22 protein-coding genes are annotated in these 26,881 nt (G+C 73.0%); 9 read left to right on the top strand and 13 right to left on the bottom strand.

The window, feature by feature from the left end:
• Window positions 1-33 precede the first annotated feature (33 nt).
• Window positions 34-219: a hypothetical protein gene (locus tag VM95_RS31905; protein WP_045703446.1), complete on the bottom strand. Its 186-nt coding sequence runs from the start codon at window positions 217-219 to the stop codon at window positions 34-36.
• The gene (locus tag VM95_RS31900; RefSeq protein WP_052707697.1) at window positions 216-551 is read right to left on the bottom strand and encodes a recombinase family protein; all 336 of its coding nucleotides are present in this window, start codon (window positions 549-551) and stop codon (window positions 216-218) included. The genes VM95_RS31905 and VM95_RS31900 overlap by 4 nt, the downstream gene beginning before the upstream one ends.
• A 126-nt stretch (window positions 552-677) precedes the next feature.
• Here VM95_RS31900 and VM95_RS31895 point away from each other — a divergent pair, with 126 nt between their 5' ends.
• The 5 genes from VM95_RS31895 to VM95_RS31875 all read left to right on the top strand — a co-directional run bounded on the left by VM95_RS31895 (window position 678) and on the right by VM95_RS31875 (window position 3,606).
• Complete coding sequence (locus VM95_RS31895; RefSeq protein WP_045703444.1) at window positions 678-1,505, top strand: helix-turn-helix domain-containing protein; 828 nt, start codon at window positions 678-680, stop codon at window positions 1,503-1,505.
• Window positions 1,502-1,711 (top strand): DUF397 domain-containing protein, encoded by a 210-nt coding sequence (locus VM95_RS31890; protein ID WP_045703442.1) that lies wholly within the window; start codon window positions 1,502-1,504, stop codon window positions 1,709-1,711. Before VM95_RS31895 ends, VM95_RS31890 begins: the two co-directional genes overlap by 4 nt.
• Before the next feature lie 31 nt (window positions 1,712-1,742).
• Window positions 1,743-1,952, top strand: coding sequence for a DUF397 domain-containing protein (locus VM95_RS31885; protein ID WP_045703439.1), 210 nt, complete (start codon window positions 1,743-1,745; stop codon window positions 1,950-1,952).
• A 31-nt stretch (window positions 1,953-1,983) separates the two neighbouring features.
• On the top strand, window positions 1,984-2,193 hold the full coding sequence (locus VM95_RS31880) for a DUF397 domain-containing protein (protein WP_045703437.1): 210 nt from the start codon (window positions 1,984-1,986) through the stop codon (window positions 2,191-2,193).
• 165 nt (window positions 2,194-2,358) lie between these two features.
• A complete protein-coding gene (locus VM95_RS31875; protein ID WP_045703435.1) occupies window positions 2,359-3,606 on the top strand; it encodes a carbohydrate-binding protein in 1,248 nt (415 codons plus the stop codon).
• A gap of 16 nt (window positions 3,607-3,622) precedes the next feature.
• On the opposite strand, the gene VM95_RS31870 is transcribed toward VM95_RS31875, so the two are convergent.
• From VM95_RS31870 to VM95_RS31845, 6 genes are all read right to left on the bottom strand, one after another.
• A complete protein-coding gene (locus VM95_RS31870; RefSeq protein ID WP_052707695.1) occupies window positions 3,623-5,194 on the bottom strand; it encodes an alpha/beta hydrolase in 1,572 nt (523 codons plus the stop codon).
• A 147-nt stretch (window positions 5,195-5,341) separates the two neighbouring features.
• Window positions 5,342-8,371: a hypothetical protein gene (locus VM95_RS31865; RefSeq protein ID WP_045703433.1), complete on the bottom strand. Its 3,030-nt coding sequence runs from the start codon at window positions 8,369-8,371 to the stop codon at window positions 5,342-5,344.
• A complete protein-coding gene (locus VM95_RS31860) occupies window positions 8,371-10,311 on the bottom strand; it encodes an HSP90 family protein (RefSeq protein ID WP_078860845.1) in 1,941 nt (646 codons plus the stop codon). Before VM95_RS31860 ends, VM95_RS31865 begins: the two co-directional genes overlap by 1 nt.
• A gap of 84 nt (window positions 10,312-10,395) precedes the next feature.
• Complete coding sequence (locus VM95_RS31855) at window positions 10,396-11,436, bottom strand: hypothetical protein (protein ID WP_244179021.1); 1,041 nt, start codon at window positions 11,434-11,436, stop codon at window positions 10,396-10,398.
• A gap of 619 nt (window positions 11,437-12,055) precedes the next feature.
• Window positions 12,056-12,847: a hypothetical protein gene (locus VM95_RS39320; RefSeq protein ID WP_052707694.1), complete on the bottom strand. Its 792-nt coding sequence runs from the start codon at window positions 12,845-12,847 to the stop codon at window positions 12,056-12,058.
• Window positions 12,848-12,988: 141 nt separating this feature from the next.
• The gene (locus VM95_RS31845; protein WP_045703431.1) at window positions 12,989-14,431 is read right to left on the bottom strand and encodes a glyceraldehyde-3-phosphate dehydrogenase; all 1,443 of its coding nucleotides are present in this window, start codon (window positions 14,429-14,431) and stop codon (window positions 12,989-12,991) included.
• A gap of 178 nt (window positions 14,432-14,609) precedes the next feature.
• Between VM95_RS31845 and VM95_RS31840 the strand changes: the two genes are divergently transcribed.
• The gene (locus VM95_RS31840) at window positions 14,610-14,969 is read left to right on the top strand and encodes an ArsR/SmtB family transcription factor (RefSeq protein ID WP_045703428.1); all 360 of its coding nucleotides are present in this window, start codon (window positions 14,610-14,612) and stop codon (window positions 14,967-14,969) included.
• Between the two features lie 127 nt (window positions 14,970-15,096).
• The gene (locus VM95_RS31835) at window positions 15,097-15,573 is read left to right on the top strand and encodes a GreA/GreB family elongation factor (RefSeq protein ID WP_045703426.1); all 477 of its coding nucleotides are present in this window, start codon (window positions 15,097-15,099) and stop codon (window positions 15,571-15,573) included.
• Here the strand turns inward: VM95_RS31835 and VM95_RS31830 are convergent.
• Window positions 15,570-16,016, bottom strand: a complete 447-nt coding sequence (locus VM95_RS31830; RefSeq protein ID WP_078860846.1) for a GNAT family N-acetyltransferase — start codon at window positions 16,014-16,016, stop codon at window positions 15,570-15,572. The genes VM95_RS31835 and VM95_RS31830 overlap by 4 nt on opposite strands.
• Before the next feature lie 176 nt (window positions 16,017-16,192).
• On the opposite strand from VM95_RS31830, the gene fdhD reads away from it, so the two are divergent.
• Window positions 16,193-17,035, top strand: a complete 843-nt coding sequence (gene fdhD / locus VM95_RS31825; RefSeq protein ID WP_045703424.1) for a formate dehydrogenase accessory sulfurtransferase FdhD — start codon at window positions 16,193-16,195, stop codon at window positions 17,033-17,035.
• On the opposite strand, the gene VM95_RS31820 is transcribed toward fdhD, so the two are convergent.
• The 3 genes from VM95_RS31820 to VM95_RS31810 all read right to left on the bottom strand — a co-directional run bounded on the left by VM95_RS31820 (window position 17,032) and on the right by VM95_RS31810 (window position 20,707).
• Window positions 17,032-18,339 (bottom strand): YhgE/Pip domain-containing protein, encoded by a 1,308-nt coding sequence (locus tag VM95_RS31820; protein ID WP_045703422.1) that lies wholly within the window; start codon window positions 18,337-18,339, stop codon window positions 17,032-17,034. The genes fdhD and VM95_RS31820 overlap by 4 nt on opposite strands.
• Before the next feature lie 170 nt (window positions 18,340-18,509).
• Window positions 18,510-19,799, bottom strand: a complete 1,290-nt coding sequence (locus VM95_RS31815; protein ID WP_045703419.1) for a helix-turn-helix domain-containing protein — start codon at window positions 19,797-19,799, stop codon at window positions 18,510-18,512.
• A 161-nt stretch (window positions 19,800-19,960) separates the two neighbouring features.
• Complete coding sequence (locus tag VM95_RS31810; RefSeq protein WP_045703416.1) at window positions 19,961-20,707, bottom strand: DUF4232 domain-containing protein; 747 nt, start codon at window positions 20,705-20,707, stop codon at window positions 19,961-19,963.
• A 630-nt stretch (window positions 20,708-21,337) separates the two neighbouring features.
• On the opposite strand from VM95_RS31810, the gene nicT reads away from it, so the two are divergent.
• Window positions 21,338-22,450, top strand: coding sequence for a Nickel transporter NicT (gene nicT, locus VM95_RS31805; RefSeq protein WP_045703413.1), 1,113 nt, complete (start codon window positions 21,338-21,340; stop codon window positions 22,448-22,450).
• 132 nt (window positions 22,451-22,582) lie between these two features.
• On the opposite strand, the gene VM95_RS31800 is transcribed toward nicT, so the two are convergent.
• The gene (locus VM95_RS31800) at window positions 22,583-26,287 is read right to left on the bottom strand and encodes a ricin-type beta-trefoil lectin domain protein (RefSeq protein WP_157882255.1); all 3,705 of its coding nucleotides are present in this window, start codon (window positions 26,285-26,287) and stop codon (window positions 22,583-22,585) included.
• Between the last annotated feature and the right edge of the window lie 594 nt (window positions 26,288-26,881).

The raw sequence follows: 26,881 nt of genomic DNA, 5'->3' as shown, positions 1-26,881 counted from the left end.
CGATGAAGCGGGCTTCGTAGCGGGGGCGGGGGTTCACGGGGTGGGCCGCTCGTTCTTGTGGACCCAGGCCTGGGCGTGGGCGTAGGAGTAGAAGCGGAGCGGTTCGGGGCGCGGCGGGAGGGCCTTGACGAGGTCCCCGGTGCGGTGGTCGCGGACGACCCAGACGGGGAAGGAGACGCCGGCCGGCGGGTCGGCGGGGATGATCCCGTAGCGGCTCATCGGGTGGCCACCTGGACGAAGCCGCCGGCCTTCTCGACCTGCCGGGAGAACTCGTCGAACTCCCCGACGATCGGCGAGATGGCGGACCTGGCGGGGACGAGGATCGCGTCGGCGTCGCGGGTCCGGATGCGGTGGAGGGCCGCCTGGAGCATGGGCCGGCGCTCGGGCGCGGTGGTGTGGATGGAGTCGTCCACGACGATCAGGGCGACGTTCCAGTGGAACGCGAGCGCGTAGGACTCGCAGGCCCTCAACTCCCTCTCGGGGAAGGTGGATCCGGCCCTGGCCAGGTAGACGACGGCCTGGAAGGTGCGGGTGGGGCTGTTGATGGACATGGGTGTCTCCATGGTTGCGCATCGCGTCCGGATTCTCACCGGGTGTAGCCATGGTGGCCCGCCGAGCCTTACGATTCCTAGGCCTCAACTTTCACAGTCTTGCCAAGTGGCGGGTCGGGGGTTGCTATGGAGTCGTACGAGATTGATGCATCGTCATCTCCGGCTGTTCGCTTCGGAGATGAACTTCGCGGGTGGCGCCGGTCCAGGGGCTGGTCCCAGGCAGAACTCGGTCGACGTATGGGGTACAGCCACGGCCTGGTCTCGTACGTCGAACGGGCTAGGAAGCCCGTGACCCTTAAATTCGCGGTGGCGGCGGATCGGGTGTTCGAGGCGGGTGGAATCTTCAAGGAGTTGTGGCGCCGGATCTCGAACGCCAGTCTGCTGGAGGGGTTTGCCGAGTTCGCGGACGCGGAGTCGCGCTGCAAGAAGCTCAGGACCTTCGAGTTGGGAGTCATTCCCGGCCTGATGCAGACGCTGGACTATGCCGCCGCCCTGGAAGCGGGGAGTGTGCGTCGCGGCAGCATCACCAAACAGCAGGCCGATGGCCGAGTTGACGTCCTGGCTCGACGCCAGAAGCTCCTGGACAAGGATGCGCCGCCCGTCATCCATGCCGTGCTCGATGAGAGTTGCCTTCTTCGCACGGTGGGTGGACCGGAGATCATGCGGCCTCAGCTGGATCATTTGCTGGCGCTGGCCGAACGCCCCAACATCACCATCCAGGTGGCGCCTTTTCACCTCGGCGAGCAGCGGCCGTTCCTCTTGCCGGTGGTGCTGCTGACGCTTCCGGACAGGTCCGTGGTGGGCTACGCGGAGTCCCATGCGCGAGGCCACCTTGAGCGGGGGCGGGAGAGCGTTGCGAGCTGGGAGGAGGACTACGATCACCTGAAGGTGGAGTCGCTGGATACGGCGGCTTCGCTCGCCATGATCCGCGCTGTTCGGAAGGAACTTCAATGACGACCCTTGACCTGGTCGGCGCCCGGTGGGTGAAGAGTCGCCACAGCGGCAACGGCGGCAACTGCATCGAGGTGGCCCCGGACTTCCCCGGCGTCATGCCCGTCCGCGACTCGAAGGACCCCGAGGGGCCCGTCCTCATCTTCCCCGCCGACGCCTGGCAGGCCTTCGTCGCCGCCGCTACCGCAGGCGAGTTCGGCTCCATCTGACTCGGATGCGCGCCACCCGGAAGGAGATCGAATGTCCAACATGAACTTGACCGACGCCCAGTGGGTGAAGTCGAGCTTCAGCCAGCAAGGTGGCAACTGCATCGAATTCGCTCCTGGCTACGCGGGCGTGATGCCGGTCCGCGACTCGAAGGACCCCGAGGGGCCCACCCTCGTCTTCCCCGCCGACGCCTGGCAGGCCTTCGTCACCGCCACTGCTGCAGGCGAGTTCGGCTCCATCTGACTCGGATGCGCGCCACCCGGAAGGAGATCGAATGTCCAACATGAACCTGGTCGACGCTCGGTGGGTGAAGAGTCGCCACAGCCAGAACGGTGGCAACTGCATCGAATTCGCTCCCGGCTACGCGGGCGTCATGCCCGTCCGCGACTCGAAGGACCCCGAGGGGCCCACCCTCGTCTTCCCCGCCGACGCCTGGCAGGCCTTCGTCGCCGCCACCGCCGCAGGCGAGTTCGGCTCCATCTGACTCCTCCACATGCCCCCATGAGCCCCAGGACCGGTCGGTCCTGGGGCTCATCGCATGTGTTGCAGGGGTTGACCGACCGTCCCCACAGGTCTATACCAGTGGCAGTCCGCGCCACCCCCACCTCGGCGCGGCATCCCCCACCGCCGTTTCCTGGAAAGGCTTCCAATGGAACGCGCTACTCCCCCACAACCAACGCGCCGCCGAGCCGTCCTTGCCATCGCCGGCGTACTCGGCCTGCTCGCCGCCGGCGCCGCCGCGACGACCAGCACCGCGTCCACCACCAACACCGGCCTGGGCAGCAACTGGTACGCCTCCGCGCCCTACCTGATGCCCGAGGACAACAGCCCGCCGGACGCCGCCGCCGTCATGGACGCCACCGGGCAGAAGGCCTTCCAACTGGCCTTCATCCTCGCCCAGGGCGGCAACAGCTGCGCCCCCGCCTGGGGCGGCACCTCCTCGATCGACTCCGACACCACCATGCCGGCCGTCATCCAGACGATCCGCGCCAAGGGCGGGGACGTCTCCGTCTCGGTCGGCGGGTACGGCGGCACCAAGCTGGGCCAGGTCTGCGGCACGCCGGAGGCCACCGCCGCCGGGTACCAGCAGGTCGTCACCAAGTACGGCCTCAAGGCGGTCGACTTCGACCTGGAGGAGCCGGAGTACGAGAACACCGCCGCCATCCACAACGAGATCGGCGCGGCGAAAATCCTCCAGCAGAACAACCCCGGCCTCTACGTCTCGATCACCACCGCCGGCACCAACGCGGGCACCGGCTGGTTCGGCACCCAGATGCTCAACGAGGCCAAGTCCCAGGGCTTCACGCCGAACAACTACTCGATCATGCCGTTCGACGGTGGCTTCAACGGCGCCGCCGCCCAGACCGACGCGCTGGTCAAGTTCAACCAGATCCTGCAGACCACCTTCGGCTGGAACGAGGCCACCGCGTACGCCCACGAGGGCGTGTCGATGATGAACGGCCGCACCGACGCCGCCGAGTACTTCCACCAGTCCGACTTCCAGACCGTCCTCGACTTCGCCACCGCGCACGGCCTGGCCCGCTACACCTACTGGTCCGTCAACCGCGACCGGCAGTGCCCGGGCCCGGTGGACCCGGGGCTGTCCGGCTCCTGTTCCTCCGTGGCGCAGAGCGACTGGGACTTCACCAAGTTCACCGTGAGGTTCGCCGGCGCGACCCCGCCCACCACGCCCCCGACCACGCCGCCCACCACTCCCCCGACCAGCCCGGCCCCGGGCACCTGCACCGCCCCCGCGTGGAGCGCGAGCACCACGTACACCGGGGGCGCCAAGGTCTCGTACAACGGGCACAACTACCACGCCAAGTGGTGGACCCTGAACGAGGTGCCGAGCGCCAGCGGCCAGTGGGGCGTCTGGGCCGACGACGGACCCTGCTGAGGCAGCGGGCTGAGGGCTACGACGCGAACGGCTGCCGGTCCGGCGCGCACACCGCCCCGCGCTCCGGCAGCCGGCCGCCGATCAGGTACCGCTCCTCGTACCCCGCCGCGCAGGCGCTCGGGTTGCCGAGCACGGTGTGCCCGTAGCCGTCGACGGTCAGCAGCCGTCCGCGCGCCAGGGTGTCGGCCAGCGCCCGGGAGCCCTCGTACGGCCAGACCGGGTCCCCGGTGAGGGCGACGACCAGGATCGGCGCGGAGGTCGGGCGGTCCCACGGGCCGGTGTAGCGGTCCGGGGAGGCCGGCCAGGTGGCGCAGCGCTGGGTCTGCCAGAGCCAGTACGGGCCGGTGGCGCCGGAGCGGGCCTCGGCGAGGGCGGCCAGGGCCGGGTAGTCGGCGCCGGCCGGCGGGTTGTCGGTGTCCGCGCACAGTACGCCCAGGGTCTGCGCCTGGCGGAGGTCCCCGCCGGTCGGCGCCGCCGAGGGCGCGTCGGGGGCGGTCCACAGCTGCTGGAGGTAAGCGCCGAGGCCCGGCCAGCCGGTGCCGTCCACGCCCGGGACGGGCGCCACCGCGTACAGCAGTCGCTGCGCGGCCGTCAGCGCGGCGGCGCGGCCGACCGCCGCGTCTCCCAGGGCGACCGGCCCGTGCCCCAGCCGGTCGAGCAGCCGGGTGAACTTGGCGCGGGTCGCGGGCCCGTCGCCCGCCGCGAAGGCGCAGGCCTGCGGGCCGGCCCCGCCGCACCGGTCGAGGAAGGCGTCCAGCGTGCGGGCGGCGGCGCGGTCGCTGCCGGTGCGCAGGAACGGCGCGAGGTCGCGGTCCTGCGGGGTGCGGCCGGTGGACCAGGCCGCCGGGTCGACGGCGCTGTCCAGCACCATCGCCCGGACGCGTTGCGGGAACAGGTTGGCGTACGTGGCGCCCAGGTAGCTCCCGTACGAGGTGCCCAGGTAGCTGAGTCTGCGGTCGCCCACCGCCTGGCGGAGCAGGTCGAGGTCGCGGGCGACGTCGGCGGTCGACAGATGCGCCCGCAGCCCGTCCCGGTCGTTCGCGGCGCACTGCCGGGCGAAGTCAGCGTACGCGCTCGCCCAGGCCGACTGCTGCTCGACACCTTCCGGGAAGCCCTGCGGGAGCCGGTCGAGCAGTCTCTGCTCGGCGGCCTGGTCCGGGAAGCAGGGCAGGGTGGTGGAGCGACCGACGCCGCGCGGGTCGAAGCTGACGACGTCGAAGCGGGCGCGGACCTGTTCGGGCAGGGCCGGGTAGACGGCGGGCAGCGCCATGGTGCCGGGGATGCCGGGGCCGCCCGGGTTGTAGAACAGCGTGCCGATCCGGTGGGCCCGGTCGGTGGCGGGGCGGCGGATGACGGCCAGGTCGACGGTGCGGCCGCGCGGGTCGCGGTGGTCGAGGGGCACGGCCGCGGTCGCGCACTCGAAGCCGGGGGCGCAGGACTGCCAGGCCAGCCGGGGTACGGGTGCGGACGGCGCGGCAGCGGCAGCGGCCGGGAACAGACCGGGCAGCAGCAGCGCGGCAGCCGCGACGGCAGCGGTACGGAACCTGGCGGCGGTACGGAACCTGGTGGCGAGACGGGCTCGGGGCACGGGCAGCTCTTTCGTTCGGGTCCTGATCGGACACCGCCGAGCCTGCCGTGACCCGCTGTCAGCACACTGTCGACCGCTGACAGATCACTGACACGTGGGCGTACGGGACGGGCGGGCGCCGTGCGAAGCGCCCGCCCGCCCGGTACGTCACTCCGCGAACCGCCCGCGCAGGTCGGTGAGGATCCGCACCGCGTCCGGGAGGCCGGCGGCCTCGCAGCGGGCGATGGCGGCGGTGAGCCGGGCGACCGCCGCCTTGGTGCGTCCGAGGTCGCCGCCCTCGATCACGGCGGCCAGCCGGACGGCCTCCGCGCGCGGAGCCTCGGCCTGGTCGCCGCCCTTCTCGTACGCCGGGATGGCCAGTTCGAGCTCGGCCAGCGCCTCCTCGTGCCGGTCGACGATGGCCAGGCAGCGGCCGCGCTCGTAGTGCGAGGCGCCGCGCAGGTACCAGTCGGTGTGCTCCTGGCCGAGCCGGGCGGCGGTTTCGGCGACGGCGTCGGCCTCGGCGATCCGGGCGAGCGCCGCGTCCAGCCCGTCCGGGCCCTGCTCGCGGACCGTCAGCTTGGCCAACTCGCGCAGGGTGCCCGCCAGTTGGTCGACCTGTGGGGAGCGCTCGTGGGCCTGCCTGGCGCGGGCGAGGGCCGCCTCGGCGGCGTCCCAGCGGCCCGCGTGGGCGAGGGTGACGGTGGCCTCGCAGGCGACCATGGTGTGGGTCTCCTGGTCCTCCCAGCCGGCCACCACGTCGGCCAGCCGCAGGTACTCCTCCGCCGCGTCCCGGTACTCCTCGAGGTCGGCCAGGCCCCGGGCGAGGTCCAGCCGGGCCTGGGCGAGCAGCCGCACGTCCAGCCCGGCCGCGCCCGCGTCGAGCAGCACCGACTCGAGGACGGCCACCGCGTCGCCGGTGCGGTCGGTGGCGCGCAGCACGTCGGCGAGCTGCAGCCGCACCTGGGCGGCCTCCTCGACGGCCCCGCCGCGCTGGCGGTCGAAGCGGGCCGCCGCCTCGGACAGCGCCCGGACGGCGCCGCCCGCGTCGCCGGTCTGCATGCACGCGTGGCCGAGCATCATGTACGTCGGCGCGTACGGGTAGGAGTCGTCGCCCCAGCGGGAGGCCTCGGCCAGCGCCCGGTGGAACACCTCGGCGGCCTGCGCCCACTCGCCGGACTGCAGCAGCACCTGGCCGAGCAGGCCGAGCACCCGCGGGGTGTGCCAGGGCAGTTCGGCGTCGTCCAACCGGGCCAGCACGTCGCGCAGTTCGGCCACCGCCTCGGCCAGCCGGCCCTGCCGGGCGGCCGCGTCGGCGGTGTACTGGCGGGAGGTGGCGGACCGGCGGGCGGAGCCGAGCTCGGCGGCCGTCTCGCGGTAGCGGCCGACCGCCTCCTCGAAGCGCGCGGTCGTCTCGGCGGAGGGCTCGGGCAGCGCCTCGACCAGGTCGTGGTGGGCGGCGTAGGCGCGGGACTGCAGCACGATCAGGTAGTCGTCGTCGGTCATGCCGCCCTCGACGGCGTTCCCGGCGGCGGCGCGCAGTTCCTCGGCCCGGCGCAGCGCGTCGTCGAGGGCCGGCCAGTCGGGGCCGGGCTTGTCCCCGGCCGAAGCCTCGCCCCCACCCGAAGCCTCGCCCGAAGCCACGTCCCCACCCGGAGCCCCGCCCGAAGCCTCGTCCCCACCCGAAGCCCCACCCGAAGCCTCGTCCTCGTCGAGGCCGACGACCAGGACGCGGGCGCGGATCATCAGCGCCCGGCCGGGCAGCCCGGCCTGCTCGAAGAGTTCGGCGGCGGCCAGCATGCCGGTGCGGGCCTCGGCGTACTCGTCCCGCTCCAGCGCCAGGTGGGCCTGCTGCTCGACGAGTTCGGCGTGCAGCCGGGCCCGGCTGCCGAGCCGGGGGTCCTCGGGGTGGGTGAAGCCCTCCGCCGCGACCCGTTCGGCGATCCGCTGCCAGAGCCGGTCGCCGTCCGGGTGGCCGAGCAGGTCCAGCTCGCGGGCGCGCAGCACCAGGTCGGTGAAGTCCTCGGGCTCGGGCTCGGCCTCGCGGCGCGGGGCGGGTGCGACGGCCGGGGCGGCGGCCACCTCGGGCGCGGCGGTGGCGCGCACGCCGAGCGCCAGCGGCTCGGCGAGCAGCGGCTCGGCGGCCAGCCGGGCGCGCCGGGCGTCGCCGACCGCGTCGGTGCCGTTGCGGGCGTCGAAGCGGGCGGCCAGGGCCTCGGCCTCGGTGCGCACGTGGGCCAGCAGGGTGTCGACCGTCCAGGCGCTGCCGGCCGGCCCGCTGACCGCGAGCTCGCCGTGGCCGGCCCCGGCCAGGGCGGCGACCAGGACCTCGACGCCGACCAGGAAGGCCAGCCGGGACTCGGGCTCGCCGGTGTACGCGAACAGGTCGCGGTTCTCGGCGAGCAGTTCCAGGCCGCGCGGCTCGTTGCCGGTCAGCGCGCAGAACTCGAGGTGCCGGCCGATCGCCGCCTGCATCGCGACCTTGCCGCGGGCGTAGCGGTAGCCGGACAGGTGGCAGGAGCGGGCCTCGTCGAGGCGGCCCTGGCGCACCAGCGGCAGCAGGGCGACGGCCTGGCTGAGGTACGGCTCCTGCTCGCAGCCGCTGCGGCCGTCCAGCACCGGGACCAGCACGTCCAGCGCACGGGCGTCGTCGCCGGCGGCGATGAAGTGCAGGGCGGCGGCGCGGGTCTCGCAGGCGTGGCAGTCGCTCATCTCGGAGCGCGGGCGGGCCGCCCACAGCTCGTACGCGTCCTGGACGCCGACGCCGGTCTGCGCGGCCAGGTGGTAGCGCTGGGCGTAGTAGGGCTGGAGGTCGAAGTCGGCGCCGCGGTAGCGGTCGCGCAGCTCGGTGTGCCAGCGCTCGATCGCGGCCAGCGGGACGTCCGGGTTCTCCTTGAGCGCGTCGGCGACCCACTTGAAGCGCCAGAACACCTGGTGCCGGGCCCACTCGCTGAAGCCGTCCGGATCCTGGTCCCAGAGCTTGAGCACCCGGGCGAAGACCACCGGGGTCTTGGTGCGCTCGCCGTCGAACTCGTAGGCCTCCATCAGCTCCAGCAGGGCCATCGAGCGGATCTCGGTGTCCTCGAACTGGTCGGCGGCCTCGGCGAGTTCCTCGGCGGTGACGGTCCGGGTGCGGCCGTACGGGCGGGCGTCGTTCTCGCGCAGCGCGGCCATCACCGCGTCGGGGGTGTCCAGCATCACGCCTCCTTCGAACCGTCGTTGCCGCCGTTGCCGCGGTTGTCGTCGTTGCCGCGGTTGTCGTCGTTGCCGCCGTTGCCGCCGTTGCCGCCGCCCGCCCGGTGCGCCTCGTGGCCGAGCATGGCGTGGTCGAGCAGGCTGATGAACGAGCGGTTGAGCAGCGCGGACTCGCTGGCCTTGAGCGGGCGGCGGGTCATCAGCACGGCCTGCGCGTACAGCGCCTCGACGGCGGTGACGGCCAGTTCGCGGTCGGTGACGGTGGCGGCGCGGCGCACCAGCGGGTTGAGGTGGTTGAGCACCAGCTGGGCGCGCGGCACCTCGGCGCGCAGCGAGCCGAGGATGTCCGCCCACAGGCCGTCCGCCTCGTCGGCGAGTTGGGCGCGGGTGCGCTCGTGCCGGGCCTCGCGGTTGTCGAGCAGCAGGGCGGGCGCGTTGGTCGGGTGGAAGCTGCGCAGGGCGACGTCGCAGTCGAAGCGGCCGACGACCTCGCGGGCGATCGCCAGGAAGGCGTTCGCGGCCAGTTCGGCGGCGGGGTCGACGGTGTCCAGGTGCGCGGTGACGGTGCCCGGGTCGAGGTCGGCGACGGAGACGCCGGGGCGGATCTCGGGCAGCCGGTGCACGAGGTCGCGGTCGTAGGTGTAGCCGCCGTTGACCACGCCGAGGCCGGCCGCGCCGGCGATCGGGGCGACCTGGCGGAACTCCTCGACGGTGCGGGTGACCAGGACGACCCGGTGGGCGCGGGCGAACTCGTCCAGGGTGACGTTGCCGTCGGTGGTCTCGAACGGCAGCCAGGGCAGCATCATCCGCAGCAACTCGTCGTCGTAGCGGGCGAGTTCCTTGACGGCCAGGTGGTGCACGGAGAGGAATCGGTGCAGCAGCGCCGGGTCGCTCGCGGACAGGCCGGTGAGCCAGTCGCGGATCCGGGCGCCGAGCGCGTCGCGGACGGCGGCCAGCGTCTCGTCGGCGTACAGGCCCTCGCGGGAGGCGGTCGGGCGCAGCCCGTCGGTGTCCACCACGCAGCGGACGAAGAACGCCCAGTCCGGGAGCAGTTCGGGCGCCTGGTCGGAGAGCAGCATGCCCTTGAGGTGCACCCGGTGGCCGTTGCGGCGCGAGGGCGGGGCGGCGTCGGGCAGGACGTAGGCGACGCCGCGCAGGCCGACCAGCGGCAGGTCGAGGTCGATGGTGTCCAGCGGGGTGAAGTCGAAGGTGCCGCGGCAGTACTCGGTGAGGGCGTCGCGCCGGGCGAGCGGGGAGCCGTGGCGCTCGGCCCACGGCGGCGTCCGGTTGATCCGGTGCTCGGTGCCGGCCGCGTCGAGGACGGTGACGTCGTGGCGCAGCAGGCTGCCGAAGTCGCGGGCGAGCGAGACGACCCGGGCGGGGGCGGTCCACTCGGCGGCGTCGGCGCGCGGGGCGAGGGTGACGGTGGTGCCCGGCTCCGGCTTGGCGGAGGAGGGCAGGGTGCGGATGGTGTAGCTGCCGTCCGAGAGGCCGCGCCACTCGATGACGGGGGCGTCGGGGCGGCCGGCGTGCCGGGTGACGACGGTGATCTCGTCGGCGACCACGAAGCAGGCGAGCAGGCCGATGCCGAACTGGCCGATGAAGTCGCCACGTGCCTGGGCCAGGCCGTCGCCGTCGAGGCGGCCCTCGGCGTCGCGCTTGGAGCTGCGGCCGATGGTGGCGAGGAAGGTGTGGACGTCCTGCTCGGTCAGGCCGATGCCGGTGTCGGTGACGGACAGCTCGTCGTCGGCGCGGACGGTGATGGCCGCGGGCGCCTGCGGGTCGAGGGCGCGGCGGGCGGAGATCGCGTCCACCGCGTTCTGCAGCAGCTCGCGCAGGTAGACGCGGGGGCTGGAGTAGAGGTGGTGGGAGAGCAGGTCCACCAGGCCGCGCAGGTCCACCTGGAAGGTGTGCGCACTCGTCGGGTTGTCGGTTGGGGACACCGGAGGCTCTTTCGGTCGCGGGAAGGGGTGTCGGAGTTCGGGGGCGCCTTGACGTGGCGGCGCCGGATGGGCGCGCGGCCGGCGTCAGTACGCGGCGGCGCAGCGGTCGCGGTGCCGGGTGAAGGCCTTCACCGGGTCCCCCGACAGGTAGTGCCAGGGCGCCTCGGTGACCATGCCGTCCAGTGCGTCGAACAGCAGGCGGGCGGTCTTGGGCTGGTCGGCCATCGAGAAGGCCATCGCGAAGGTGTTGAAGCTGCCCTGCCAGCCGCGGGCCGGGACGAAGTCCGGGTGCAGCACCGAGCGGAACGCGGCCTCCTGGAGCGAGGCCACCACGGCCGGGCTGGACAGGTAGTCCTGGTCCTCCCCGTCCGACAGGCTCAGCCAGTGCTCCAGGTGCGCCAGCGCGACCAGCTCGCCGAGCGGGCTGCCCTCGGGGGCGGCCAGCATCGCGGTACGGGCGAAGGCGTGCATCTCCTCGTGCGAGCCGCCCCACTTCTGGCACAGCTGCTGCAGCCGCTGGCGGTGCGAGGCCGGGTGGCCCGGGGAGCGCCGCACGGCGGCCTCGAAGCGGCAGGTGGCGACGTCCGGGCCGAGCGAGATGCCGCGGGCGCTGATCTGCAGGAAGTACCAGGGGGCGAGCCAGGTCGGCTCCCGCTCGGCGACCTCCAGCAGCTGCGCCTCGGCGACGTCCAGCCGCTGGTGGAAGGTCTTCCACTGGTCCTCGGAGACGTACTTGGCCTGCGCCTTGGAGCGGGCCTCCCAGCCCCAGTTGACGTGCCGTGCGCCGGAGAGCAGCAGCGCCAGCGTGTCGTCGGGGGCGTCGGCGAGCGCCCGGGCCGTCCACTCCTCGACCCCGGCCTGCTCGGCGACCATCGCGGTGAGCCGGGTCAGCTCGGTGCCGTCCGCATCGCCGGTGTGGTCGGCCAGCGCGGGGCGCAGGGCGGCCCAGTCGCCGGCGGCGGCCTGCCGCACCAGCAGGCGCGCGGACTCGTCCCCGAGCACCGGGTCGAGCCGCGGCCGTCCGGCGGCCGCGGGCCCCTCGACGGCCCGCCGGCCGAACAACCCGCGCCACCCCGCCCGGTCCTGCGCTCCGTCCTCGCCGGAACGGCGTCGGAACAGCGCCATGTGCGGCCCCCCTCGAACTTGATCGGCCTTCATCGGCATCGTCGGCATCTTGCGCATGTCTCGCATGGCCGCACGGCGGCCACTCCAGACTGAGTACATATCACGGGCGGCTGACAACCGTTTGCCCAGCCCAGGGCCGTCGCCCGGGGTCCCGTGCCGGAACGGGCGGCACCGCCGGACGGCCGGCCCATCGGCCCACTCCAGGGGCCCGTCCGAGCCCGCCCGGGCCCGTCCGGCCGTGGCATCTTGCTGCCTGACAGATTTCTGCCACCGGGCCGCGTCGCCACCGCCCGCGAGGATCCGTCACTCTTGGGGGCGCACACGCCGTCCGCGTCCGGACGAACGCCCGGCGGGGCGTCCGGTGGACCCGGTGGACGGAGCCCCCGCCCGCCCCGGAAGCAGTGCGGGGCGGGTCCGTACAACGGGCCCCGCCATCGACCCGGACCGACCGCACCCGGATCGACCACACCCGGGTGCCGAACGCCCGTCCGTCCGGGGCTCCGGACGGACGGGCGTCGGGTTCACGCGCAACGGCCGCGCGTCGGGACTGCGGGTCGGGACTACGGGTCTGGACTGCGCCTCAGGGCTGCGTCTCAGGACTGCGGGTCCGGACTGCGCCTCAGGACTGCCCGCCGAGCCCCGCGTCCGGCGCCTTGCCCGCCTGCGCCTGCTCGATCCGCTGCACCAGCATCACCGCGAACCGCCGCGTCGCCGCGGCGTCCACCGGGCCGCCCTCGGTGGTCACGCTGGCCACCACGGTGCCCGAGCGCACCACGATGCCGACGCCCTCGCCGTCGGCCAGCTGCCCCTGGAAGGCCTGGCCCTCGCTGCCGACCGCCGGGGCGTCGATCTTCTTGAACGGCCCGGCGGTGTACGAGGCGTAGGACTCCTGCAGCCGCGCCTTGGCCGCGTCCCGGCTGGGCAGGGTCTCCACGAAGAAGCGGGCGACGACGTCGCCCTTGGAGAACCGGACCGACCCGCTGAGCGGCTTGCCCGTGCAGGGCGCCGCGGCGGTGCAGGTGGTCGCGTGGTCGGCGGTGTCGATCTTCCGCTTCTCCTCCTCCCACCCGGCCATCGTCCTGGCGTCCGGCAGCACCTGCCCGACGACCTTGTCGTCCAGCAGCACCGCCTCCAGGTCCGCGCTGGGGGTCGCCAGCGGAGCCGCGGCGGCCCCGCCGTTCGCGCCGCCCGTCGCCGCGGGCGCCGACGCCGTCCCCGGCGCGGCCGGGGCGGAGCTCGCACCGGCGGGGGCGGAGGCGGACGCGGCGGCAGGAGCGGTTCCGGCCGCGGGCGCACCCGAGGCCCCGCTCGAGGAGCCCTTCGACCCTCCCGACGAACAGCCGGCCAGCACCGCCGTCAACACCCCGGCCGCCGCCACCGCGGCGGCCGCCCGCCGTGCACCCATCCCCATCGCCCGCTCCCTCCGGCTGTCAGTGAGCCATCAAGATAGCGACCGCTCCGGGCGCGAACGACGGCGGGGCGGCGACCGCTTCCGGTCGCCGCCCCGCCGTACGGGATCGTCCGGGGTTCACCCGGGATCGATCGGGTCCGATCAGACCGCCGGGTGCGGGAAGGTCGGGTACTCGACGCCGGAGATGTACCGGACGACCCGGACGACCTGGCAGGAGTAGCCGAACTCGTTGTCGTACCAGAGGTACAGGATCGCGTTGTCGCCGTCGACCTTGGTGGCGCCGGCGTCGACGATCGAGGCGTGGCGCGAGCCGATGAAGTCGCTGGAGACGGCGTCGGGCGAGTCGATGAAGTCGATCTGGCGCTTCAGCGGGGAGGTCAGCGAGACGTCCCGCAGGTAGTCCAGCACCTCCTCGCGGTTGGTCTCGCGCTTCAGCTGCAGGTTGAGGATGGCGATCGAGACGTCCGGCACGGGGACGCGGATCGAGCTGCCGCTGATCTTCGCCTTCAGGTCCGGCAGGGCCTTGGCGACGGCCGAGGCGGCGCCGGTCTCGGTGATCACCATGTTGAGCGGTGCCGAGCGGCCGCGGCGGTCGGCCTTGTGGTAGTTGTCCAGCAGGTTCTGGTCGTTGGTGAACGAGTGGACGGTCTCCACGTGGCCGCGCAGCACGCCGTACTCGTCCTCCATCGCCTTCAGCGGCGGGACGATCGCGTTGGTGGTGCAGGAGGCGCAGGAGATGATCTGCTCGTCCGGCTTGATGGTGTCGTGGTTGACGCCGTGGACGATGTTCGGGACGTCGCCCTTGCCCGGGGCGGTCAGCACGACCTTGGCGATGCCGGGGCGCAGGTGCTTCGACAGGCCCTCGCGGTCGCGCCAGCGGCCGGTGTTGTCGATCAGGATCGCGTCCTTGATCCCGTACTCCGTGTAGTCGACCTCGCTGGGGTCGTTGGAGTAGATCACCGTGATCTCGTTGCCGTTGGCGATGATCTTGTTGTTCGCCTCGTCGACGACGATGGTGCCCTGGAACTGGCCGTGGATGGAGTCGCGGCGCAGCAGCGAGGCGCGCTTCACCAGGTCGTCGCCGCCGCCGTTGCGGACCACGATCGCCTTCAGGCGCAGGCCGTTGCCGGAGGCCTTCTCGATCAGCAGGCGGGCGACCAGGCGGCCGATCCGGCCGAAGCCGTAGAGGACGACGTCCTGGCCGTCCCGGCGCTCCAGCTTGTTCTCGCCGGTCGCGCCGATCACGGCCTTGGCGGTGAACTCCTCGACCGACAGGCCGCGGGAGTCGGCCCGGTAGGTCGCGGCCAGCATGCCGATGTCGATCTGCGAGGGGCCGAGGTCCAGGGCGGTCAGCGCCTGCAGGAACGGGAACGTCTCGGTGACCGAGAGCTCCTCACCGGCGATCTGGCGGGCGAAGCGGTGCGTCTTCAGGATGCTGACCACCGACTTGTTCACCAGCGACCGGCTGTGCAGCAGGACGGTGACGTCCTTCTCGCGGTGCAGGCGCCCGATGATCGGGATCATCGACTCCGCGATCTCCTCGCGGTTCTTCCAGTCCGTGAACACGTCGTCGTTGACAGTCACAAGTCCATCTTTCGAGCTGAGGGTGTTGCCCACATGGTAGCTTCGCCCGCCTCCGGCACTTCCGCCGGTCCCGGCCCACCCCGCTCCCCGACCTGCCCGGACCCCCTCCGAGGTACGATGCGCGGGCAACCTGACGGGGTCGCCGGGAGACCGGGCGACGGGGACGGGAGTCGAGCACATGACGGACGCGGAGGGCCACCCGAGCCCCGAGGAAATGGACCTGCGGGCCGTGCTGACCGCCCTGTCCGACCCGCTGCGCTACCAGATCGTCCAGGAGTTCCTGGAGCTCCCCGACGCCACCGAGCGGGCCTGCGTCTCCTTCGGTTTCAGCGTGTCGAAGTCCACACTCAGCCACCACTTCCGGGTCCTGCGCGAGGCCGGCCTGGTCCAGCAGATCAACCGCGGCAACAGCCGCAAGGCCCACCTGCGCCGCGCCGACCTCGACGCCCGCTTCCCCGGCCTCCTCGACCTCGTCCGCCACAACCCCGCCCCCTTCGCCCCGGGCTCCGCCGCCGCCCTCGCGACCGCTGCCGAGTAGCCGTCCGTCACGGCCGTACCGGCGGGGGGCGGGTGGTGAACGGTGGCTCCGCGGTGAGGAGTTGCCGCCGGTACCGCGCGGTGGGGTAATGGAGGCGGACCGTCCGCGAGTGATCCGGGAGTTGGAAATGAGCGGTGGCCCCGAACCGATCAGTGCCGAGGGCCTGCGGGTGGCGCAGGAGGAGCTGGCGCGGTTGCGCGCCGAGCGGGAGAAGGCGGCCGGGACGCTGCGCGGCGAGGACGACGCGGTGGGCGACCGGGCGGACGAGGCGGACGAGTTGCGGCGGGCCGCCGAGGTGGCCCGGCTGGACGACCGGATCGCCGAGGTGGAGGGCCGGCTGGAGGAGGCCGCGGTGGCCGGGGCGCCGGCCACCGACGTGGTGGGCGTGGGCTCGACGGTGTCGCTGCGGTTCGCGGACGGCGAGGAGGAGGTCGTCGAGGTCTCCGAGCTGGCCGAGGTCGGCGAGCGGACCCTGGTGACCTGGGACAGCCCGCTCGGCAAGGCGCTGATCGGCTGCCACACGGGCGAGACGGTGGCCTACGACACCCCGGTCGGCGCGGCCAGCGCGACGGTGCTGTCGATCGGCGGCAGCTCCACGCGTTAGAGCACCAGCTTGAAGCCCTCGTGGCTGCGCGCGTAGCCGAGCGAGGCGTAGAAGCGGTGCGCGGCCACGCGCTGCTTGTTGCTGGTGAGTTGGACGAGGGCGCAGCCGCGGGCGCGGGCCCGGGCGGCGGCGGACTCCATCAGGATGCGGCCCAGGCCTCCGCCGCGGCGGTCGGCGCGGATCCGGACGGCCTCGACGAGGGCGCGTTCGGCGCCGCCCTTGCCGAGGCCGGGAACGTACGTCGCCTGCAGGCAGCCGATGACGGTGCCGTCCTCCTCGACCAGGACGAGCATCTCGTTGCGCGGATCGGCCTCGATGGACGCGAAGGCGCGCTCGTGCGCCTCGCCGACCACGATGCCCGCCGGGTCCACCACCCGGTCCTCGTCGGCGAGCAGGGCGAGCACCGCGGGCAGCTCGGCGCGGGTCGCGGGTCGCAGGGTCACGGCGGTCACGGCGGTCACGGCGGTCACGTCGGTCACGTCGGTCACGTCGGTCACAGCCCGCACCCTAGCCGACGCCCGGGAGCCGGCCCCCGGCACCGCCCGCCGGACCCACCGGGCGCCCCGACGCGGGAGGATGCCTCCGTACAGACCTCACCGACGAGCAGGAGCCGAGGACGATGGGCCGAGTGACCGTACCGCGCAGGGTGCTGCGCCTGCGCCAGGGTGTGCCCTCGCACCGCCCCGACACGCTGGCCGCCGAGGAGCCGATGGAGATCCGGGTCGGCGGCCGCCCGCTGACGGTGACCATGCGCACGCCCGGCAGCGACTTCGACCTGGCGGCCGGGTTCCTGGTCAGCGAGGGCGTGCTGCACGCCGCCCACCAGCTGGCCGGCATCCGCTACTGCGCGGGCGCCACCGCGGACGGCGGCAACACCTACAACGTGGTGGACGTGGTGCTGGCCGCCGGCGTGCCCGCCCCGGACGCCTCGCTGGAGCGCAACTTCTACACCACCTCCTCCTGCGGCCTGTGCGGCAAGGCCAGCCTGGACGCGGTGCGCACCACCGCGCCGTGGAGCGTCGCCGAGGACGGGCTGCGCGTCACCCCCGCCCTGCTCGCCGCCCTGCCGGAGCGGCTGCGCGCCGCCCAGAAGGTGTTCGACAGCACCGGCGGCCTGCACGCGGCCGGCCTGTTCGACGCGGACGGGCGGCTGCTGTGCCTGCGCGAGGACGTGGGCCGGCACAACGCGGTGGACAAGGTGATCGGCCACGCCCTGCGCGAGGGCCTGCTGCCGGCCCGCGGCACGGTGCTGATGGTCAGCGGCCGGGCCTCCTTCGAGCTGGTCCAGAAGGCCGTGATGGCGGGGATCCCGCTGCTCGCCGCCGTCTCCGCGCCGTCCTCGCTGGCCGTGGACCTGGCCGAGGAGAGCGGGCTGACCCTGGTCGGCTTCCTGCGCGGCGAGTCGATGAACGTCTACACCCGGACGGACCGGATCGACACCGGCACGGACACCGAGGGTTAGTCGCTCGGCTGCGGGGTCCAGCGGTGCAGGCCCTTGCGGTCGTAGTAGCGGGTCATCGCGAAGCCGAAGGCGAGGGCGAGCACGATGCCGACCGCGATCATGATCCAGCCCCGGGCCAGCCCGGCGTCGGCCCGGGCGTCGAAGAACAGGATCGCCCGGATGCCGTCGCTGAGCTGGCGCATCGGCTCGAACAGTCCGAGGAAGCGGTAGAAGCCGGGCACCGCCTGGAGCGGCACGGTCGCGCCCGAGGACGGCAGGGCGAGCGCGATGAAGACGAACATCGACACCAGCTGGCCGATGCCGCCGAAGGCCGCGTTGATCGCCTGCACGCCCAGGCCCACGGCGAGGCTGGCGCAGTAGGCGAAGAGCCAGAGCATCGCCGGGTGCGGGGCGTCCATGCCGAGGATGCCGACCGTGCAGAGCATCACCAGGCTCGTGGTGACCAGCATGATCCCGGCCGTCATGATCATCTTGAGCAGCAGGGTCTGGGTGCGGCTGATCGGGACGGTCGGGCGGCGGGTGTGCCACGGGCCGATCTCGCTGTCGGCGTAGCCGAGCGCGCCGTCGACGCCGCTGTGGATCATGTTGCCGCCGATGAAGGCGGTCAACACCGCCAGCAGCGCGTAGTAGAAGGCGCTCAGGCCGAGGCCGCTGTGGCTGCCGATCGGGTGGCCGATCCGGGTGGTGACGGCGAACGGGTCGGCGAGCAGCAGCCGGGCGGTGGCGCCGGTGTCCGGGCCGGTGGCGGTGGCGGATGCGGGCGGGAGCGCGGCGAGCAGTTCCTTGCCGGTGACCTGCGAGGCCTGGTGGGCGGCGTTCTGGGCGATCTGGGCGGCGATCGAGGACCCGAGGCTGCCGAGGCCGGGGTTGGTGAGGACGGTCAGGGTGGGCCGGTCGGTGGCCTGACCGGTCGCCAGCCTGGTGACGGCGGCGGTGAAGTCCTTCGGGACGACCAGGGCGCTGTAGACCTTGCCGGAGGCCAGCTGGTCGTCGAGTCCGGCGGCGTCGACCTGCTTCCAGTCGACGGTCCCGCCGGGGCTGCCGGCCAGCACGGCGCCGGTCAGCAGGGCGCCGACGCTCTGGGTGCGGCCGGGTGGCGGCGGGCCCTGGTCCTCGTTCACCAGGGCGATCGGGAGCCGGTGCAGGTGCCCGGTCGGGTTGACGATGCCGCCCATGTAGAGCAGCGAGAGGAGGGCGGCCAGCAGGCCGCACAGGACGGTCGGGAGGAGCCACAGCTTGGGCCGGCGGGCGAGCTGGAAGGCCCGTGCCTGCCGGGCGGGCCCCTGGGAGTCTGCGGTCGCCATGCCACCCCTCGGGTTCGGGCACGCCTGGGCGCCGTGCCGCTGCGGTACGGCGGAAAGTCGTTCCGTGGCGGCCCGGCGGCCAAACTCCCCGTCACCCGGGCGGCGGTCGGCGGTCGGCGGTCGGGAGCGGCGGGGTTCAGGCGTCGGCGGGGTTCAGGAGTCGACGGGGTTCAGGAGTCGACGGGGGTCGGGGCCCAGCCCTTGCCGTCGTAGAAGTAGCCCGGCGCGCCCGTCTTCGCGACCGTGCGGAACACCTGCCCGTCGTCGGGGACCCGCAGCGTGCCCTGGCGGCCGTCACTGTTCCACTCCACTTCCAGGTACCAGGAGACGTCCTGGGAGCGGGTCCCGGCGTCGATCCTCAGCACCTGCAGGTCGGTGTCGGACACGTGGAAGGGGAAGTCGGACGGCCCCACCTTGCCGTTGTCCTTCTCGCCGGCCACCGCCACCGTCCGGGGCGCCGAGGCGTCCAGGTCGACGGTGAAGAACGCCGGGTCGAGGCCGCCGCCGCAGCCCGAGGCGGGGGTGTAGACGTTCCCCTTCGGCGCCGGCTGGCTGCTCACCACGTGCACGTACACGGCCTGCAGCGCGACGGCCTTGGCGCTCGTGCCCTGCGCGGTGAGCTGGAGCCGCAGGTGCCCGGCGGGGACACCGCCCTGGGAGGCCGCCCACGCCTCCGTCGCGGCCTGGCTCCTCGGCGGCTGGGCCACCTTGCCGGGCGCGCGCGGGGAGAGGAACCACTGGCCGCAGGGGGTGCCCCAGTTGTTGCTCAGGACGTTGACGTGGAAGGGCGGCGGCGGTGCGGCCAGGGTGGGGGTGGGGGTCGGCGCGGGGGTCTGCGTGGACGCGGAGGCGGGGGCCGAGGCGGTGACCGGCGCCGCGGCCGGCGTGCTCGTGGGCGCGGGCGCGTCGGCGGACGCGCTCGCCGCGACCGCGGCCGTCGCGGCCACCGGCCGGCCGTTGCCGCGCATCAGGAACGGCACGGCGGCGGCCAGCACCACCACGGCGGTCGCACCGGCCAGCACCCGGGCCCGCGACCAGCGGGGGCGGTGCGGCTCGGTGACCGTCCCGCCGTTTTCCCCGGCCGCCGCCTCCGGAACGGGCGCCGCCTCCACAGCAGGCGCCGCCTCCGGAGCGGGCACGGGCTCGGGAACGGGCACAGGCTCGGGAACGGGCTCCGGAGCGGGCACGGGAGCCGCCACCGCCCCCGGCTCCCGGCGCCGCGCCGCGTCGGCCAGGATCCAGCGCCGGTGCAGCTCGACGAGCTCGCGCCGGTCCGCCCCGCACGCCCGGGCGAACCGCTCCACCGGCGCGTACTCGGTCGGCACGGCGGCGCCGTTGCAGTAGCGGTGCAGGGTGGAGGTGCTGACGTGCAGCCGGGTCGCCAGGGCGCCGTAACTGCGCCCCGAACGGTCCTTCAGTTCACGCAGCATCGCCGCGAACGCGTCGGTCTCCACGCCCATCCCCTGCCTCCCCCGCAGCCCGGGCCGCCGTCCGGCCCGCCGGCCGAACCCGCAGCTCACGGTACCGGTTGCCGCTCCGTCGCCGCGGCGACGGAGCAGGGCCCGGAGGGTTCTACGGGCGGAGGCGGCCGCGGGGTTCACCCCGGCTCCTCCGCAGGGGGTCAGGAGGCCGGCACGTCGGCGCGGGCCGCCGAGTCCGCCGCGTCCGCGACGCTGCCGCGGTAGAGGCCGAGCTTGACCTTGCCGACCTTCGCGGCGGGGCTGAGCGGGAAGTTCAGCGTCTGGGCGTTGGCCATGTGGTCGCCGTCCGGCAGCACGTTCAGCTGGTCGACGGCGACCGGCCCGGGGACGAGGTCGAGCACCGCGTACGCCGTCTGCCCGGCGCCGAGCGCGTAGGCGGGCGGGCCGCCGAGGCCGCCGGGCACCAGCGGCTTGACGTTCCCGCTGCGGTCGGCCGCGTGCGAGTCGCCGAGGTCGACCCGCGGGTAGTAGCTCAGGCCACAGGCCTTCGGGCCCTGGTTGCGCACCTCGATCACCCGCTGGCCGGCCGCCTCGGGCCGGGCGGTCACCCTGACCGTCAGCTTCGCGCTCTCGCAGGGGTGGCTGTAGGCGTACGGGTCGTCCGTTGCGCCGCCACCGGCGGGGGCGGCGGTCGGCTGCTTGGGCTTGCCGGTCGGCACCGGCGCGGGGGCGGCGCCGTTCGCGCCCGCACCGGACACCGCCCCGGGCGTGGACGCCACCGCCGGCGCCACCGGGGCCGCCGCGGCACCGGAGGAGGGCGCGGTGGCGGACCTGGTCGGCCGTGCGTCGGCCGTCCCCTGGTCTCCCCCGGGCCCGCAGGCCGTCAGCCCGAGGACGGCGCCGAGGGCGAGGGCGGCGGGCAGGACGAAAGTACGACGAGAAGACATGGCGGATCCCCCGTGGGACAGAGAAAGGAGAGGTGACCGCCGGGCGGGGCGGCGACGCCATCTCGGCCCGGCTGTCAGCACTCTGACGCGCCGCCCGTCCCGCCCGCCAGAGCCACCGGCCCAGCCGGGACGCTGGAACGGTTCCACCCCCTCCGACCTGTGGTTTCCCGTCTCCCTGGAACGCCGCGCCGGGACGCCTCGCCCGCCCGTGACGGCTCCGCCGAGAGGAGCGGAGGCCTCCGTTCGACCCCTCCGGCACCACCCGGACCACCGGACGCGCGACCACCCCGCAGCCACATCTGCGCAGCTGCGCAGGCTTGTGGAGGGTGGTGCGGAACCCCTACGGTGTTCCCCGCCGTGGTGCTCGGGAAGTCCGGTGGCCGCCTCTCAGGGGGCCGAATCCGGCGCGGCCCTCGCCACTGTGAACGGGAAGTGCCTCCGACGTGCCCGCAGCGATGCGCGCAGTCACCGGCGCCGTAGAGGCGCACGGGAAGACGAGCCGGAGGCACGCTCCGCCCTGCCCGCACGCGGGTCGGGTGGTCCACCCGCAGCCAGGAGACCGGCCACGGCGCGCACGACCCCCGGGGACCCGGGGGCGCCCCCACGAGGAGCTGGAGAGGCCTGCCCGTCATGACCATCACCGATGAGTCACCGTCGTCAACCCTGTCCCTGCCGCCGCGCTGGTCGCGCGGGGACACCGTCCGGACGGCGAGCCTGCTCGGCGTCATCATCGCGATGCACGCGGTCGCCTTCGGCATGCTGTTCCTGCTGATCGCGCCGGCCCACTACAGCATCGGCACCCAGACCTTCGGCGTCGGCCTCGGCATCACCGCCTACACGCTCGGCATGCGGCACGCCTTCGACGCCGACCACATCGCCGCGATCGACAACACCACCCGCAAGCTGATGGCGGACGGCCAGCGGCCGGTCTCGGTCGGCTTCTGGTTCGCCCTCGGCCACTCCAGCATGGTCATGCTGATGGCCGCGATGGTCGCCTGCGGCGCCCAGGTCGTCGGCACCCTGATGGACGACCAGTCCGCGACGCACCAGTGGCTGGGCCTGATCGGCACCAGCGTCTCCGGCACCTTCCTCTACCTGATCGCCGCGCTCAACCTGGTCGCCCTCGTCGGCATCCGCAAGGTCTACAAGTCGATGCGCGCCGGGGAGTACGACGAGAAGAAGCTGGAGAAGCACCTCGACGAGCGCGGCTTCATGAACCGCATCCTCGGCCGCCTCACCAAGTCCATCCGCCGCCCCGGCCAGATGTTCCCGATCGGCGCGCTGTTCGGCCTCGGCTTCGACACCGCCTCCGAGGTCACCCTGATGGCCATGGCCGGCTCCGGCGCCGCCTCCGGCCTGCCCTGGTACGCGATCATCTGCCTGCCGCTGCTGTTCGCCTGCGGCATGAGCCTGTTCGACACCCTCGACGGCACGTTCATGAACTTCGCGTACCACTGGGCGTTCTCCAACCCGGTCCGCAAGGTCTACTACAACCTCACCATCACCGGGCTGTCCATCGCGGTGGCGTTCATCATCGGCACCATCGAGCTGGTGAGCGTGCTGCACGAGAAGCTCGACCTCACCGACCCGGTCACCGGCTGGATCTCCGACATCAGCCTGGACAACGTCGGCTACGTCCTGGTCGGCCTGTTCGTGGTCGTCTGGGCCTGCGCCCTCGCCTACTGGCGCTTCGGCAACGTCGAACAGCGCTGGGCCGCCCGGGTCGAGAAGGCCGGGGCCTGAGCCGGTAGCCGCAGCGGTGCCGCCGGGGGGCGGCACCGCTGCCACCCGGAACGCCGGGGCCCCGGCCCGGGCGGCTGACTGCCGCCCGGGCCGGGGCCTGCGTGTGTCCGAGCCTCGTGTCTCCGTCGAGGGCTACGGTGTGCGCTCGGGCTGGAGGTTCCAGGTGACGTTGCCCTGGGCGGTGGGGCAGTCCCAGAGGTCGAGCCAGGTGCCCTGCTCGGTGTGCCAGGCGTTCAGCTCGATGCAGCGGCCGGTGTCGAGGTTGCCCCCGGTGACGGTCGCGTTGTTGACGATGCGGCCGTCCGTGCGGACGGTCCACTTCTGGGTGGGCGAGCCGTCGCAGCGGGCGAGCCGGACGAGGGCGCCGTTGCCGGTGGCCCCGTCCGCGGTGGTGGCGCAGAAGGCACCGGACCGGATGGTGCCGTCGGCGCCGATGTTGTACCGCTGGTTGGGCGTGTTCCAGCAGCTGCCGAGGGCCAGCTGGGCGCCGTCCCGGGCGCCGCCCCAGGCGTCCATGCACATCGACGGGGCCAGGTTGGAGTGGACGGAGGTGCTGGCGTCGGCGTAGCCGATCATGCTGGGGGTGCCGAAGCCGTCGACCTTGCCCTTGGTGCCGGTGCTGCTCTGGCCCGGGTAGACGGTGATCGCGTTGTTGTTGTCGACCGTCCAGATGTCCGGGTAGCCGTCCGCGCTGATGTCCCCGGCGCCGATGCGCGGGTAGTTCGCGGCGTTCACGCCCCAACCGATCTTCACGCCCGCGTCGGGCTTGGTGAGGGCGGTGAAGTCGACGGTGCCGTCCGCCTTCCAGCCGAGCGGGTAGGCGAAGACGTCACCGGTGGTGCGGTTGCGGGCCCACAGCGTGGTCTGGTTGACCTGGCCCGGGTTGGCCTTGTCGGTGCTGGTGGTGAGGCCGTTGGCCGCACCGGGGTCGAGCAGTTCCAGGTCGGCCCAGCTGCCGGAGGCGGTGGGGATCAGCGTGGCGCTGTTGATGTTGTCCGCCAGGCCGTCCGGCGTGTAGAGGAACAGGTTGTTGTTCTCCAGGGTCAGCAGCGAGGTCTGGGTGGAGATGATCTGCTGGCCGGTGGTGGTGCCGGGTTTGGCGGCGGTGGCCTCGCCCTCGGGGGTGCCGAAGGCGATCACCTGGGAGACGCCGCTCCAGTCGGCCGCGCGGTAGCCGGCGCAGGCCGCGCCGGTGCCGTAGGTCTTGCAGGACGCCGGGCGGTTGAGCGCGATCGGCGTGAGGGTGTCCAGGCGCCCGGTCCCGTCGTTCGGGATCAGGAACATGTTGTTCTTCAGGATCGCCGACTTGTCCGAGGCCTTGGCCGGGTTGTTGAAGTGCGCGACGATCTCGTCCACGGGCTGGCCGGGGGCGAAGGTGCCGTGGTGGCTGATCTGGAAGTCGGCCCAGGTGGTGCCGTAGTCCCGGGCGCCGGGCGCGGCCGCGCCGGGGGCCGCCAGCGAGGTCGACGGGTCGGCGGTGCCGCCGATGACCCGCAGGTCGCCGTTCTTGTCGGTGACGACGATGTCCGGCTTCTGGTCGTTGTCCACGTCGCCGAACACCGGCTGGGTGCCGGGCTTCCACGGCGCGTAGAAGTTGTAGACGGCGGCCTGGCTGTAGTTGCCCGCGACGTCCATCGCCCAGGCGTACAGCGAGTTGGTGCCCCAGTTGCGCGGCTGGAAGCCGTACGGCTGACCGGGCTTGACGGTGTCGGAGCGGTTGCAGCCCCAGCCGACGACCGGCGTCGGGTCGGTGGAGACGCGGATGCAGGCGATGCCGGAGGCCCACAGGTTCGGGCCGGGCACCGGGTCGTCGGCGTTGAGGGTGAAGGTGCCCCAGTCGCCCGCGTACTTGGCCGGGTTCGGGTTGGGGGTGCCGGACGGCGGGAAGTCGGTCGAGCTGATGCTGATGCGCGGGTTGGTCTTGTCGACGCGGAAGTAGCACCAGGCGCTGTTCGGCGAGGTGAGCAGGTTGTCGGTCGAGCGGGCCACCCAGCCGTACTGGTGGCCGTCGGTCAGCGAGCCGACCGAGATCGACGGGCCCGGGTTGTTGTACGACCCGCCCCAGGCACCCTGTTCCAGGGCGAAGTTGGGGTCCTGGTCGTCCCACATCTTGTAGCCGGTGTAGAGCGGCTGACCGGCCGGGGAGTAGCTGCTGGCGGTCAGGTAGATGTTCTGGTTGTTGCCGACCCAGCCGGGGTTGTCCCAGGGGTGGGCGCCGCCACTGTTGCACTCGGCCGTGGCACCGGTGTCGGCCCAGCCGGGGCCGGGGCTGGTGTGCGCGTACCAGACCGTGGGCGTGATGTCGTAGTTGGTGGTGATGTTGGGGTTGCTCGAAATCCGGTGGCGGAAGGTCATGTTCCACTCGGAGTCGCTCGGGGCGATGCCGAGGGTCCACCAGGGCCAGTGGCCGGCGGCCGCCTGGTTGACCGTGCCGCTGACGTCGACGGCCAGCGGGCCGGTGCCGGTGATCGGCTGGCCGCCGACGTAGCTGCAGCCGTCCATCACCACGTTGCCGTTGTCACCGCACGGCTGCTGGTACCAGTTGGTGTTGCCGTCGATCGGCTTCGGGACGGAGTAGACGCCGAGGTTGGTCGGCGTGCCCGGGCTGGACGCGCTGGAGACCTGGAAGTTGAGGGTGGAGGTGTACAGCGTCGGCGGGGACTCGGCGCCGCTCGGGACGGTGTAGATCGCCGGGTTGATGGTGAACTGGAAGTAGGCGCGCTGACGGCCCAGGCTGCCGCAGTCCTGGCTCGGGTCCGAGCTGTGGAAGCCGCAGTAGCCCGTCGCCAGGTCGGACTTGAGGTTGAGGTTCTTCGCGTCCTTGTGGTTCTCCTGGACCTCGACCGAGCTCTGGACGGAGTTGCTGACCGCGATCAGGGTCGGGTCCAGGAACCACGGGCCGGTGCCGGAGCCCAGAGCGGCGGGGTCCGGAGTCAGCTCGATGGCCTCGCTGGTCGCCTTGGTGCCGATCGGCGCGACCTTGGCGCCGTCGCCCGGCGCCTCGGCCGTCGACGGGGCTCCCTGGGCGGCGGCCTCCTCGGCGGCGGGGGCCGAGACCGCCTTGCCCGCCTTGGGCGGGGTGGCGGAGGCCGGCTTCGAGGAGTCCCACTGCATCGGGGCGGGCGACTGGAAGCGGACCTTGGCCTTGTCGTCCTTGACGCTGATCGCGCCCTTGTCGTCGGAGGCGACGGTGAGCCCGTTCGCCGTGACGGGGAAGCGCAGCGTCTTCAGCGCCGGGTTGGCCGCCGCCTCGGGCGTGCGGACCACGACCACGTCGCGCCAGCCGCCGGCCGTCAGCGCGGTCAGCTGCAGGTCGACGCCGGGCAGCACGTCGGAGTAGGTGGCGGTGGCGCCGTTGAGCACCGGCTTCGGCAGCGCGAACGGGGCGCCGACCGCGAGCTTCTTGCCGTCCTCGGTGACGACGGTGGCCATCGGGCCGGTGCCCCCGCCGGAGAAGGACACGTTGGTGCCGAGCACCGCGGGGGTGACCGTGCCGTCCGCGCCCGCCTTCAGGGTCGGGTCGAGGTCGGCCCACTTGCCGTCGCGCTTGGTGCGCACCGGCTGGGCGTTGTCGGTGGTGCTCAGGGTGCCGTTCGGATTCGCGACGGTCTTCGAGGCCTCGGCGGTCATCGCGTCGACGACGACCGGCTTGCCCGTCGACTTCGCCTTGGCGATCGCGTCGAGCATCGCCTGCTGCTGGTCCGTCAGCTTCGGCCCCGGCTTGGGCGGGGTGAGCGGCGGCAGCGACGCCGGCCCGTGCTGCGCCGGCCCTGACGGAGAGTCAGCGGCCATGGCGGCCGGGGCGGACAGCAGCGCGAGACCGAGCACACCGGTCACACCGAGCGAAGTCAGTCGAATCAGTCGTTTGGGTGCCGATCGCACCGATCGTGACGGTCTCGCCGAATGAGGCGTCATTGGCTTGTCGGACATGTCAGTTCGCTTTTCCCTCCCTGACACCGCGCCACGGTCGACACGGTGTTTCGGAGGGGAACGATGGGGCCCGAAAGGGGAGTTGGTCAAACGCGAAGGCGTCTTGACGGGACATGTCCGGAATGGTTCCCACCCGATCGGTCAAGACTTCGCAAACAAGCGCGGTGCGTGGCGGAACTGCCTGTTCCGCCGCTCTCGGGCTCGCCTATGTTCTGCCTCAACCTTGGGAAAACTGTGCTCATTTGAAGGTTGCTCACTTTCACCACTCGTCACGGAGAGGAACCACCGTGGGTGTTCGGCATGCCCGGAACGGGACATCGGGTGCGGCAGGAGGTCCGGACGGAAGACCCCGCCCACGGCCGGTGCTCTACGGCGTCGTCCTGGCGCTGACGCTGTCCGGGCTGGCGGCGCCGCCGGCGGCGGCGTGGACGTTCCCCGAGCCGGAGGAGAAGGTCTGGAGTCCGCCGAACACGCCGCTGGGGGCGGCGACCACGCCCGTGC

Source organism: Streptomyces rubellomurinus (assembly GCF_000961885.1).
GTDB classification, from domain to species: Bacteria; Actinomycetota; Actinomycetes; order Streptomycetales; family Streptomycetaceae; genus Kitasatospora; species Kitasatospora rubellomurina.
The sequence above is the reverse complement of the archived record's forward strand: the minus strand, read 5'-3'. Positions and strand labels throughout refer to the sequence as shown.